Source organism: Mycobacterium sp. 2YAF39 (assembly GCF_052114565.1).
Lineage (GTDB): Bacteria > Actinomycetota > Actinomycetes > Mycobacteriales > Mycobacteriaceae > Mycobacterium.
Genome location: NZ_JBFREZ010000016.1, coordinates 40711 through 52103, shown reverse-complemented (window position 1 = coordinate 52103; position 11393 = coordinate 40711). Strand labels below are relative to the sequence as shown.

At 68.6% G+C, this 11393-nt stretch carries 12 protein-coding genes and 1 pseudogene; 6 read left to right on the top strand and 7 right to left on the bottom strand.

Annotated elements, in window-relative coordinates; genetic code table 11:
- Positions 1-934 (top strand): annotated as a pseudogene (locus AB4Z42_RS27820) (transglycosylase family protein); the annotation flags it as partial.
- An 11-nt stretch (positions 935-945) separates the two neighbouring features.
- On the opposite strand, the gene AB4Z42_RS27815 reads toward AB4Z42_RS27820, so the two are convergent.
- From AB4Z42_RS27815 to AB4Z42_RS27800, 4 genes are read right to left on the bottom strand one after another with little or no spacing between them, the layout of a single operon-like run.
- Entirely contained in the window at positions 946-1371 is a 426-nt protein-coding gene (locus tag AB4Z42_RS27815) for a molybdenum cofactor biosynthesis protein MoaE (protein WP_442012476.1), read from the bottom strand.
- Positions 1368-1847, bottom strand: a complete 480-nt coding sequence (locus AB4Z42_RS27810; protein WP_442012475.1) for a MogA/MoaB family molybdenum cofactor biosynthesis protein — start codon at positions 1845-1847, stop codon at positions 1368-1370. Before AB4Z42_RS27810 ends, AB4Z42_RS27815 begins: the two co-directional genes overlap by 4 nt.
- Positions 1844-2323 (bottom strand): cyclic pyranopterin monophosphate synthase MoaC, encoded by a 480-nt coding sequence (moaC, locus tag AB4Z42_RS27805; protein WP_442012474.1) that lies wholly within the window; start codon positions 2321-2323, stop codon positions 1844-1846. Before moaC ends, AB4Z42_RS27810 begins: the two co-directional genes overlap by 4 nt.
- Positions 2323-2526, bottom strand: coding sequence for a hypothetical protein (locus tag AB4Z42_RS27800; protein WP_442012473.1), 204 nt, complete (start codon positions 2524-2526; stop codon positions 2323-2325). The genes moaC and AB4Z42_RS27800 overlap by 1 nt, the downstream gene beginning before the upstream one ends.
- Before the next feature lie 57 nt (positions 2527-2583).
- Here AB4Z42_RS27800 and AB4Z42_RS27795 point away from each other — a divergent pair, with 57 nt between their 5' ends.
- From AB4Z42_RS27795 to AB4Z42_RS27785, 3 genes are all read left to right on the top strand, one after another.
- Positions 2584-4830: a helicase-associated domain-containing protein gene (locus tag AB4Z42_RS27795; RefSeq protein WP_442012472.1), complete on the top strand. Its 2247-nt coding sequence runs from the start codon at positions 2584-2586 to the stop codon at positions 4828-4830.
- A gap of 29 nt (positions 4831-4859) precedes the next feature.
- A complete protein-coding gene (locus AB4Z42_RS27790; RefSeq protein WP_442012471.1) occupies positions 4860-5555 on the top strand; it encodes an SDR family oxidoreductase in 696 nt (231 codons plus the stop codon).
- Between the two features lie 123 nt (positions 5556-5678).
- Positions 5679-7328 (top strand): DNA repair helicase XPB, encoded by a 1650-nt coding sequence (locus AB4Z42_RS27785; RefSeq protein WP_442012470.1) that lies wholly within the window; start codon positions 5679-5681, stop codon positions 7326-7328.
- Here the strand turns inward: AB4Z42_RS27785 and AB4Z42_RS27780 are convergent.
- On the bottom strand, positions 7325-7669 hold the full coding sequence (locus tag AB4Z42_RS27780; protein ID WP_442012469.1) for a cupin domain-containing protein: 345 nt from the start codon (positions 7667-7669) through the stop codon (positions 7325-7327). The genes AB4Z42_RS27785 and AB4Z42_RS27780 overlap by 4 nt on opposite strands.
- A 248-nt stretch (positions 7670-7917) precedes the next feature.
- Here AB4Z42_RS27780 and AB4Z42_RS27775 point away from each other — a divergent pair, with 248 nt between their 5' ends.
- Positions 7918-8535 carry a hypothetical protein gene (locus AB4Z42_RS27775; protein WP_442012468.1) on the top strand — a complete coding sequence of 206 codons (618 nt, stop codon included), beginning with the start codon at positions 7918-7920 and terminating at the stop codon, positions 8533-8535.
- A 9-nt stretch (positions 8536-8544) separates the two neighbouring features.
- On the opposite strand, the gene AB4Z42_RS27770 is transcribed toward AB4Z42_RS27775, so the two are convergent.
- Both AB4Z42_RS27770 and AB4Z42_RS27765 read right to left on the bottom strand, forming a co-directional pair.
- Positions 8545-9534 (bottom strand): LLM class F420-dependent oxidoreductase, encoded by a 990-nt coding sequence (locus tag AB4Z42_RS27770; RefSeq protein WP_442012467.1) that lies wholly within the window; start codon positions 9532-9534, stop codon positions 8545-8547.
- An 11-nt stretch (positions 9535-9545) separates the two neighbouring features.
- Complete coding sequence (locus tag AB4Z42_RS27765) at positions 9546-10949, bottom strand: amidase (RefSeq protein WP_442012466.1); 1404 nt, start codon at positions 10947-10949, stop codon at positions 9546-9548.
- A gap of 184 nt (positions 10950-11133) precedes the next feature.
- On the opposite strand from AB4Z42_RS27765, the gene AB4Z42_RS27760 reads away from it, so the two are divergent.
- Positions 11134-11349, top strand: a complete 216-nt coding sequence (locus tag AB4Z42_RS27760) for a hypothetical protein (RefSeq protein WP_442012465.1) — start codon at positions 11134-11136, stop codon at positions 11347-11349.
- The last annotated feature ends 44 nt before the right edge of the window (positions 11350-11393 follow it).

Sequence of the window (11393 nt, the reverse complement as noted above, 5' to 3'; positions counted from 1 at the left end):
GGCTGCGCCCGTTCCCCCGCCGCCTCCGGCCCCGCTGCCTCCGCCGCCACCCCCGGCTCCGGCCGAACCGATGGCCGCACCGATGCCTCCGCCGCCACCGGCCCCGCTACCTCCGGCCCCGCCGGCACCCCCCATGCAAGCGATGGCCGCAGCCGCGATCAATGGGGCCGCCCCGCCGATCGCGCCGCCGCCTCCTCCGCCCCCGCCGGCCCCTGCGCCCGTGCCGTTCGACGCGATGGCCGCACCGCTGCCTGAGGCGCCACCGGCCCCGCTGCCGCCCGCCGCGCCGCCCATCGACGCATTGGCCGCCCCGGTTCCTCCGCCACCGCCGGTGGTGCAGCCCGTGGCGAACTGGGACGTCGCACCCGGTTCAGAGGGTGTGGCCGACGAGCACCAAGCAGTTTGGGCGTTGCATACCGATGCGCCGCTCCAGCCCGCCCCGCTGCTACCGCCGGCTCCTCCGGCGCCGCCCGCACCCGCGCCTGCGCCCCTCGCGGCGCCTGCGCCCGACCCGCTGGCCCCGATCAACAACCTCGACGTCCCGCAACCGGCATTCGACGCGGCCAACCAGGCCGTGTCCGGTGAGCTCCCCGTGCCCGCCGAGGTTCCGCACCTGTCGAGCCCGGAGAATCTGAATCCGGGGACGACGACCGACCGCGTTGAGGCCGTCCCGGGCGAAAGCCCGAACGTCACGTACCTCAAGGAGATCTGGCACGCGATCCAGACCCAGGATGTGTCCGGCAAGGATGCGCTGCTGGCGTTGACCCAGCGGCCGCTCACGACACCGGATGCGCGCTCGGGTGGCCAGGTGCCGAACGTGCCGGGGCAGCTCCCGCCGGATCCGGCGCTCGCGCCTCCTCCGCCTCCGGCTCCCGCTCCTGGACTGCCCGGCGTTCCCCCGCCGCCGCCTCCGGCGCCCCTGCCGCCGGCCTGACCGAAGTCGCCTTAAGCGGACCCGACCCACTCCTCGGAGCCGTCTGAAAAGAATTGGTGCTTCCACACCGGTAACCGGGCTTTGACGGTGTCCACCAGACGCTGGCATGTTTCGAACGCCGCGCCTCGGTGGTCTGCGGCCACGGCGGCGACAAGCGCGGCGTCACCGATGTTCAGCACGCCGATGCGGTGGCTGACGGCGATGGCCCGCACTCCGTGACTATCGGCCGCGATCTCGGCGGCGACATCTGCCAATGTCTGCGCTGCCGTGGGGTGTGCCGAGTACTCGAGCCTCGTCACCGTGCGACCGCCGTCGTGGTCGCGGACGACGCCGGCGAAGCCCACCACGGCACCGGCAGCTTCGTGCGCGACGAGGGCTTCGTGCTCGGTCAGCGCGATGAGCTCCTCGGTGAGCTGTGCCCGCAGCACCACCGTCATTGCGTGTGGTCCCCGCCCGCGAGCTGATCCAGCGCATGCTCGAGCACGCGGTCGAGCACGGCGAGGCCGTCCTTCACGCCTCCGGTCGACCCGGGCAGGTTCACGATCAGCGTGCGGCCCCTCACACCGCAGACTCCACGCGAGAGCGCCGAGGTGGGCACCTTGTCCTCGCCCGCGCGACGGATGGCGTCGGCCAGTCCTGGGATCTGATAGTCGACGAAGTCCGCCGTCGCATCCGCTGTGCCGTCCGTCGGCGATATGCCCGTGCCACCCGAGGTGATCAGGACGTCGACGTTGTCGCCCGCAGCGGCGAACAGCGCCGCGACGACTCCGCGCCCGTCGGCCACGACGACCGGCGCGGCTGTGGCGATTCCCCGCGCATTGAGCCAGTCCACGATGATCGGCCCGGTGCGATCCTCGTAGACGCCGGCGGCGGCCCGCGTAGAGGCGATGACCACCCGGGCCCTGCGCGTCACGTCCGCTCCCAGAGTCCGGTCTTGCCGCCTTCTTTGCGCAGCACCCGGATGTCGTCGATTCGTGCGGCGGGGTCGACCGCCTTGATCATGTCGTAGAGCGTCAGCGCGGCGATGCTGACCGCCGTCAACGCCTCCATCTCCACGCCGGTGCGGTCAGTGCTGCGCACGGCCGCAGTGATAACCACCTGCGCCTCACCGATTTCGAAGTCGACGTCGACTCCCGTCAGAGCCAGCTGGTGGCACAGCGGAATGAGATCGCTGGTGCGCTTGGCCGCGAGAATCCCGGCCACCCGCGCGGTGGCCAGAGCGTCGCCCTTGGGTAGCCCGCCGGATGCGATCATCGCGACGACCTCGGTGGTGGTGTGGACTGCACCGGCCGCGACGGCGGTGCGCCTGGTGGCGTCCTTGGCGGTGACGTCGACCATGTGCGCCGCGCCCGTTTCGTCGAGGTGCGAGAGTTGGCGCGGTTCGGTCACTACTTGTTGACGACCGTCACCGGGTGGACGTACGGGACGTCATCGTTCGGCAACGGGAAGGTGAGGTCGCCGAACGGGGACAGCGCGCCGGTGCGGTCGGCGGCGAGCTCACTGACTGCGTGATCGTCGTCGCCGTCGGTCGCGGGCCAGCCCGGGTCGACATATTGCTTCTTCTGCCGTTTGTTGTCAGCCACGTCTGACATTGTGGCAGGCACCGTGAGCAGTGGCGACACCGACGGGCTGCCTTACCCTGGTCAGCAATGACCGAAAACGCGCCGGGCCTCCCTCTGGGCGCCTGGCTGGCCGAACTCGGCGATGAGCGGCTGATCCGGCTGCTGGAGTTGCGGCCCGATCTGACGCAGCCCCCGCCGGGCACCATCGCGGCGCTTGCGGCGCGGGCCCAGGCACGGCAATCGGTCAAGGCTGCCACCGATGACCTGGACTTTCTTCATCTCGCGGTGATCGACGCCCTGCTGGTCCTGCATGCCGACGCGAACGCAGTGCCGCTGTCCAAGCTGCTCGAGCTGATCGGTGATTCCGCCGCCGAGGCGGTCGTCACGGCGGCCGTCGACGATCTTCGTGAGCGCGTGCTGGTGTGGGGCGACGACTCCGTGCGGGTCGCCGCCGAGGCCGCGACGGGACTGCCCTGGTATGTCGGTCAGGCCACGGTCGAGGACAGCGATGCCACCGATATCGCCGAGCGCCTCGCGGGGCTCGACGAGGCGCAGTCAGACCTGCTGCAGAAGCTGTTGGAGGGTTCACCGGTGGGACGCACCCGCGACGCCGCTGCGGGTACCCCGCCGGACCGCCCGGTACAGCGGTTGCTGGCGGCCGGGCTGCTGCGACAGGTGGACCCCGAGACGGTGATCCTGCCGAGACTCATCGGCCAGGCGATGCGCGGTGAACTACCCGGACCCGTCGGGCTGACGGCACCCGACCCCGTCGTGTCGACCACGACCGCCGCCGATGTGGACGCGGTGGCTGCCGGCGCGGTGATCGACTTTCTACGCGAGGTCGAGGTCGTACTCGAAACGCTCTCTGCCACACCTGTTCCCGAGCTCCGCAGCGGAGGGCTCGGGGTGCGCGACGTCAAACGGCTGACGAAGGTGACCGGGATCGACGAAAGCCGGCTCGGGCTGATTCTCGAGGTGACGGCGGCGGCCGGGCTGATCGCGACGGGTATGCCCGAACCGGGACCGCATGACGGCGCGGGCCCGTACTGGGCCCCGACGGTGGCCGCCGACCGGTTCCTCGAATCGCCGACGGCCAACAGGTGGCACCTGCTGGCATCGACGTGGCTGGACCTGCCGGGACGACCGAGCCTGGTCGGGAGCCGCGGCCCCGACGGTAAACCCTATGCGGCACTTTCCGATTCGCTGTTCTCCACCGCCGCTCCGCTGGACCGGCGACTGCTCCTCGAGATGCTCGCCGACCTGAAACCCGGCGCAGGCGTGGATGCGACGCAAGCGTCGCGCGCCATGATCTGGCGACGGCCTCGCTGGGCGGTTCGGCTGCAGCCAGGGCCGGTGGGCGCCCTGCTGACAGAGGCGCACACCGTCGGCATGGTCGGCCGCGGGGGAATCGCCACGGCGGCCAGGGCGATGCTGGCGGGCGACCCACCTGACGACGTCGTCAAGGCGATGGACAAGGTGTTACCGCGGCCGATCGACCATTTTCTGCTGCAGGCCGACTTGACGGTGGTGGTGCCGGGCCCGCTGGAACGTGAGCTGGCCGAGCAGTTGGGAGCCGTGGCGAGCGTCGAGTCGGCGGGTGCCGCGATGGTGTACCGCATCAGCGAGGGGTCCATCCGGCGGGCTCTCGATACCGGGCGCACTGCCGTGGAACTGCACGCCTTTTTCTCGCGGCACTCGAAAACGCCTGTGCCGCAGGGACTCACCTATTTGATCGACGATGTGGCGCGGCGGCACGGGCAGTTGCGGGTCGGGATGGCCAACTCGTTCGTGCGGTGCGAGGACGCGGCACTTTTGGCGCAGGCGATCACGGCACCCGCGGCAGAACAGCTGGAGATGCGGCTGCTCGCTCCGACGGTCGCGGTGTCACAGTCACCGATCTCCGAGGTGCTCGCCGGCCTGCGCGACGCCGGATTCGCGCCCGCCGCCGAGGACTCGACCGGCGCCATCGTCGACCTCCGGGTGCGGGGCGCCAGGGTTGCGGCACCGCCGCGCCGCCGCGCCCACCGGACGCCAAGCCCCACGAGCCAGACGCTGGGCGCGATCGTCGCGGTGCTGCGCAAGGTGGCATCCGCACCATCCAGCGCCATGCGACTGGACCCGACCGTCGCGATCACGCAACTCCAGGAGGCCGCCCACCTGCAGTCATCCGTGGTGATCGGTTACGTCGATCCGGCCGGTGTGGCAACCCAGCGGGTGGTGGCACCCATCAACGTGCGCGGCGGGCAGCTGACCGCCTACGATCCCGCGTCCGGCCGGGTTCGCGAGTTCGCCATCCATCGCGTCACCTCGGTGGTGTCGGCCGACTCTGCCTGATTTCGCGGCGGGCGGTACACACTGTCATCGTGCAGATCAATGGATGCGTCGCCTTTGTCACCGGAGCCAACCGAGGCCTCGGACGTCACTTCGCCGAGCAACTGGTCGCCCGCGGCGCCTCCAAGGTGTACGCGGCGGCCCGCAGACCGGAGACCATCACGGTGCAGAACGTGGTACCGGTCCGCATCGACATCACCGATCCCGAATCGGTTTCTGCCGCGGCCGAAATCGCAGGCGACACGACCCTGCTGGTCAACAACGCGGGGATCGCGTCCTTCAACTCCCTGCTCGAAGCGCCGATGGACGATGTCCGGGCACAGATGGAGACGCACTTCTTCGGGACGCTGTCGGTCACGCGGGAGTTCGCGCCCCATCTGATCGCCAATGCGCCGGCCGCGATCCTGAACGTCCTGTCGGTACTGGCGTGGGTGCATCCGCCCAGCGCGGGTACATACAGCGCGGCGAAGGCCGCGCTGTGGGCACAGACGGACACCGTCCGCGACGAGCTCGCACCACGCGGAGTGGCCGTCACGGCGCTCCACGTCGGCTTCATGGAGACCGACATGGTTGCGGATGTCGATGCGCCCAAGAACGACCCCGCCGAGATTGCCGCCGCCGCGCTCGACGGCGTCGAGGCCGGCCTGATCGAGGTCCTCGGCGACGAGCTCACGCGCAGAGTCAAGGCTGGTCTTTCGGCCGATCGCGGCGCTGCCAACGTCCGCTGAAACAACCGGTGTCGGCCGAGTCTGGATAATGGACGGGATGACCAGCGAGCGAGAAGCCGTGGGGGCACTCCCCACGCAAGCGGTGGGCCCACCCGCGCGTAGCGCAGGGGTACGGGATCGCGCATGACCGACGGCCCCCTGATCGTGCAGTCCGACAAGACGGTGCTGCTCGAAGTCGACCATGAGCAGGCAGGCGCGGCGCGAGCCGCGATCGCCCCGTTCGCCGAACTGGAGCGTGCCCCCGAGCACATCCACACCTACCGCATCACCCCACTGGCGCTGTGGAACGCCCGCGCCGCGGGCCACGACGCCGAGCAGGTCGTCGACGCGCTGGTTTCGTTCTCGCGGTACGCGGTGCCGCAACCGCTACTCGTCGACATCGTCGACACGATGGCGCGGTACGGGCGCCTGCAGCTGGTGAAGCATCCGGCGCACGGTCTGACTCTGGTGAGCCTGGACCGCGCGGTGCTCGAGGAAGTGCTGCGCAACAAGAAGATTGCACCCATGCTCGGTGCGCGCCTCGACGACGACACCGTCGCGGTCCACAACAGCGAGCGCGGGCGCGTCAAGCAGATGCTTCTCAAGATCGGTTGGCCTGCAGAGGATCTCGCCGGTTATGTGGACGGCGAGAAGCATCCGATCAGCCTGGCGCAGCATGGCTGGCACCTCCGTGACTATCAGGAGATGGCCACCGACTCGTTCTGGCAGGGCGGATCCGGTGTCGTGGTGCTGCCGTGCGGTGCCGGTAAGACGCTCGTCGGTGCGGCGGCAATGGCCAAGGCCTCGGCGACGACGCTGATCCTGGTGACCAATACGGTCGCGGGCAGGCAGTGGAAGCGCGAGTTGATCAACCGAACGTCGTTGACTGAGGATGAGATCGGCGAGTACTCGGGCGAGAAGAAGGAGATCCGCCCGGTCACCATCGCCACCTATCAGGTCATCACCCGCCGCACCAAGGGGGAATACCGGCACCTCGAACTGTTCGACAGCCGCGACTGGGGGCTGATCATCTACGACGAGGTGCATCTGCTCCCCGCACCCGTGTTCCGGATGACCGCGGATCTACAGTCGCGGCGGCGGCTGGGCCTGACGGCGACGCTGATCCGTGAGGACGGACGCGAGGGCGACGTGTTCTCGCTCATCGGGCCGAAGCGATATGACGCGCCGTGGAAGGACATCGAGGCCCAGGGCTGGATCGCGCCCGCCGAGTGCATCGAGGTGCGGGTCACGATGACCGACAACGAGCGGATGCTCTACGCCGTCGCCGAACCCGACGAGCGGTACAAGCTGTGCTCGACGGCGCACTCCAAGATCGCGGTGGTGAAGTCGATTCTGGAGAAACACAAGGGGGACCAGACTCTGGTGATCGGCGCATACCTCGACCAGCTCGACGAGCTCGGCGTCGAACTGAACGCCCCGGTGATTCAAGGGTCGACCAAGACCGCCGAGCGTGAGGCGCTGTACGACGAGTTCCGTCGGGGCGAGATTCCGACGTTGGTGGTGTCCAAGGTTGCCAACTTCTCCATCGACCTACCGGAAGCCAATGTGGCCGTGCAGGTTTCGGGCACCTTCGGGTCGCGTCAGGAAGAGGCGCAGCGACTGGGCCGGCTGCTGCGACCCAAAGCCGACGGCGGCGGGGCGATCTTCTACTCGGTGGTCTCGCGTGACAGCCTCGACGCCGAGTACGCCGCGCACCGGCAGCGCTTCCTGGCCGAACAGGGCTACGGGTACATCATCAAGGACGCCGACGATCTGCTGGGCCCCGCGATCTAGGTATGCGGCCCAATGGGTTTCGACACGGTCAGTAGGACGACCGAGTCTTCGATCGCGCTCAGGCCATGTCGTTCACGCGGCAGGATGATGTGGTCACCGGGCGAGCCGTCCCATCCCGACGACGAATGGGTCACCCGCACCCTGCCGTGCAGAACCTGAAGCGTGGCCTCGCCGGGACTGTCGTGATCGTCGAGCTTGCTGCCGGCCTTCAACGCCATCAGGGTCTGGCGCAACGAATGTTCGTGGCCGCCGTAAACCGTGTGCGCGCTGCGACCACTGGTGGCCGATCGGGCAGTTTCCAGATGCTCACGCGCGAGTGCGGTGAGTGAGATTTTCTCCATCGTCGACGCGCCTTTCAGACGATCGGGACATGTGTACGTAGAGCGGATGGTCGTATCAATTCGGGGCTGGTGAATTCGCGATGACGACCAATGCATCCTCCACCATTGTCGTCATCAACGGCTCCGGCAAGCCCGGACCCGGATGCCCGACGTGCCAAAATCGCTCTTGACGACGCGGGCGACCCGCAAACGCGTTAGCCTCGTCGCGGGTCGGTAGCAGCCCTCACGGGCTCGAGCAGGAAGCACACATGAGCGGACACACCTCCTCATTCGGGCAGTTCGCCCGGATCGCGGTCGCCGCTGCCGTCATCGGCATGGGCGCACTGGCCGCGGCCACCCAGGCCAGCGCGCAGCCGGTGGCACCCCCGCTGCCGACGCCGGTCCCCGGCCAGCCGCCTGCCCCGGGCCAACCCGTCATGGATGTGCCCGGTGCCGAGCCGGTCGCTGCGCCCGCGCCGCCGCCGGTCGGGGCGCCGCCTGTGCCGCAGGTCGCCAACCAGCAATACGGTGCGGGCAACACGTCGGGGCCACTGGGCTTCCTGCGGGACGCCTGGCACATGGCCCAGGACCCGCAGGGCTTCACCGGCACGATGCAACCCGGCGACATCAAACCCGCCGTGCCCCCGCCGGGAGCCGGTCCGGCACCGCCGCTGCCGCCCGGATACGCGTCGCTGTCCGACCCCGCGTCGAACGGCCCGACTCCGGAGCGGAATTACTCCGGTGGGCCGCCTCTGCCGGAGGGGTACTACCCGATCGGCGGGCCACCGCCGCCCGGGTACTTCGACCTGCCTCCGGCCCCCGGTGTGCAACAGCCCATCGACCCGAATGCGCTGCCGCCGGGCGGCCCCATCGCGCCGAGGCCCTGACAACGCCGGTTACGCCAGCGCGGGGATGACCTCGCGCTCGAACAGCTCGATACCGCTCCGGTCGTAGGCGGCCTCCGGGAAGTAGAGGATCGCGTACTCGCAACCGAGGTCGCTCATGCGTTTCAGCTTCTCGATGACCTGTTCGGTTGTGCCACTGGCAGATTCAGGCGCGCTGATGGTAGTGAGCATGGCGTCGACGGCGGATTCGTCCGCCTTGGCGACCTGCCGGGCACGCAGTCGCGCAACACGTTCTCTGACATCGCTCTCCGACGTGCCGATCACGGCGTTGAAGTTGGCCGACCGGACGATCGCGTCGTAGTCGGTGCCGACGGCCCGGCAGTGATCGGCGAGTATCTGCGACTTGTGCGCGAAACCCTCGGGCTCCGAGGTGAAGTTCGTGTACTGCGCGTACTTGGCGGCGATCTTCAGCGTCACCTTCTCGCCACCGCCTGCGATCCACATCGGCGGTCCGCCGTCCTGCAACGGCTTGGGCGCGACAATCGCGCCGTCGACGTCATAGTGCTTGCCGTGGAGCGTGACCCGGCCGTCGCGCCACGCGTCGCGCATGATCTGGACGCCTTCGTCGAGCATGCCAAGGCGGACGCCTGCCGAGGGGAACCCGTAGCCGTAGGCATCCCATTCGTGCTTGTACCAGCCGCCGCCGATGCCCATCTGCACCCGGCCACCGGAGATGATGTCCGCGGTGGCGGCCACCTTGGCCAGATAGACCGGGTTGCGATAACCCATCGCCGTGCACATCTGGCCGAGCTTGATTCGCGACGTGACCGCGGCGTAGGCCGACATCAGCGACCACGCCTCGTGAGTAGCCTCGTCGGTCGGCACCGGAACGGTGTGGAAGTGGTCGTACACCCACAGCGAGTCCCAGGCTCCGCCGTCGGCGTACGCGGCGAGATCACGCATGACCTGCCATTGCTGATCGGGGGGAATGTCAACGAGATCGAGTCGCCAGCCCTGCGGGATGAACAGTCCAAAGCGCATGGCTTCTGACTCTATGCAACCAGCGGTGGGGGACGCCATCCGCCGAGCGCGGCTTCGAGCCGACCGGCCACCGCCAGCGCCGTCGCGTCCTGGAACGGCCTCGCCACGATCTGCACTCCGATGGGTAGCCCCTCCTTGGACGTACCGCACCGCACGACGGCCGCAGGCCAGCCGGTGAGATTGTGCGCCATCAAATGGGAGAAGTCCCGGACCTCGACGAGTCCGTGGTGGTGAGGTTTGGCGACGGTGGGCATCGCGGGGCCGACGATCACGTCGTAGTCGGCCATGAACTCGAGCATTTCGATGCGATAGGTGTCGATCTCGGTCAACCTGCTTCGTGCGTCAGACAGCGAGAAGTCGACCAGCCGTGCCTGCCTGAGGAACTCGGCGAGCTCCTCGGACGGATTGTCCGCGCCGATCGCCGCCAGGTCCGCTTCGAACCCCTTGCCGCGGTCGCCGCCGAGGAACACCGACTCCCACAACAACTCCATCGTGCGTCCGAGGCAGGGGGGCGCGTTGTGTTCGACGAGTCCGACCATCCCGGTCAGGGCCTGCACGGCGTCTGAAACGACGTCGGCGACATCGTCGGAGGGCGGTGAGATGCCGTCGTCGAGGTAGGTGGCGACGCGAAGCCCGGCCAAGTCGACGTCGTCGGGGTGGCCGAGCGGTGCGGGCACCGCGTACGGATCGCGCAGATCGGGGCCGTTCATGATCGACAGGCCGAGATAGAGATCCGGTACGGACCGTGCGAGCGGGCCATAGCAGTTGAACGGTCCGAAGATACCGAGCGCATCGCCGAACACGCTGCCGGTGCGCGGGATTCGGCCGTGGGTCGGCTTGATCCCGGCGATACCGGTGTTGTGGCACGGCTGTCTGATGCTGCCGCCGCCGTCGGATCCGACGCTGAGCGCGGCGCCGCCTGCGGAGACCAGGGCAGCCGAGCCGCCGCTACTGCCGCCAGGCGTCCTCGACAGGTCGAACGGATTGTTGGTGCGGCCGTAGACGTTGTTGTTGGACTCGCCGCCGCGACCCATCTCGGGGACGTTCGTCAGGCCCAGCACGATCGCGCCTTCCGCACGCAGTCTCGCTACGGCTGTCGCGTCCTCGGAGGCGGGGGCACGCAGCACCGGGCTGCCGCCGGAACATTTCAGCCCGGCCACGAGCATGACGTCCTTGACCACGATCGGCAGTCCGTGCAGCCGGCCGAGCTGGCCATTGCGAGCGATGCGCTCGTCGGCTTCGCCCGCGGCGGTCAGGCACAGCTGCGGATCGGTGGCCTCGACGAGCGCGTTCAACGCCGGGTTGACGGCGTCGATGCGGGCAAGGTGCGCCTCAACGACCTCACGGCACGAGACGGTCCCGCCCGCCATCAACCGGATCAGCTCATGGGCCGGCAGCTGGCAGAGATCGGTCATGCTCGCTCGTCTCGGTACAGGGACAAGTCCACGTCGAAGTGTCCGTCAGAAACGTGGTGGTGGGGCCGTTATCGGCCTGCAACGACGACATCTTTCAGTCTGCATCGCTGATCGCCATCCGGTGTTATATGGTGTGGCTCACATATCAAACACTCATGTGATGTAAACCACAGAGGAGCGATTGATGTTCGGACGGCGTAACTCCGATCTGGAGCTGAAGTCGCACCATATGCGTCATCCCGGGGCCATCCACGTTCGCTGGTACATGGTCCTGCTGCTCACCGTCATCGCGGTCGCCGCGATCGCGGGCATCGCCAGCACCTTGGCGATGGGGCAGCCACAGGTGGCGTTCGTCATCGGCCTCGTCGCCGTGGCGTTCTTCTCCCGAATCGGCTGCTGACGCGGTCAGGCAGGCTTGACGGGGGCCGCGGCTAGCCTGGCGGC

Excerpts from the sequence above, each read along its gene's own strand:
- AB4Z42_RS27815 (WP_442012476.1), bottom strand. The coding sequence starts at position 1,371 with ATGACGGTGGTGCTGCGGGCACAGCTCACCGAGGAGCTCATCGCGCTG.
- AB4Z42_RS27800 (WP_442012473.1), bottom strand. The coding sequence starts at position 2,526 with ATGTCAGACGTGGCTGACAACAAACGGCAGAAGAAGCAATATGTCGAC.
- AB4Z42_RS27795 (WP_442012472.1), top strand. The coding sequence starts at position 2,584 with ATGACCGAAAACGCGCCGGGCCTCCCTCTGGGCGCCTGGCTGGCCGAA.
- AB4Z42_RS27785 (WP_442012470.1), top strand. The coding sequence starts at position 5,679 with ATGACCGACGGCCCCCTGATCGTGCAGTCCGACAAGACGGTGCTGCTC.
- AB4Z42_RS27780 (WP_442012469.1), bottom strand. The coding sequence starts at position 7,669 with ATGGAGAAAATCTCACTCACCGCACTCGCGCGTGAGCATCTGGAAACT.
- AB4Z42_RS27775 (WP_442012468.1), top strand. The coding sequence starts at position 7,918 with ATGAGCGGACACACCTCCTCATTCGGGCAGTTCGCCCGGATCGCGGTC.
- AB4Z42_RS27770 (WP_442012467.1), bottom strand. The coding sequence starts at position 9,534 with ATGCGCTTTGGACTGTTCATCCCGCAGGGCTGGCGACTCGATCTCGTT.
- AB4Z42_RS27765 (WP_442012466.1), bottom strand. The coding sequence starts at position 10,949 with ATGACCGATCTCTGCCAGCTGCCGGCCCATGAGCTGATCCGGTTGATG.
- AB4Z42_RS27760 (WP_442012465.1), top strand. The coding sequence starts at position 11,134 with ATGTTCGGACGGCGTAACTCCGATCTGGAGCTGAAGTCGCACCATATG.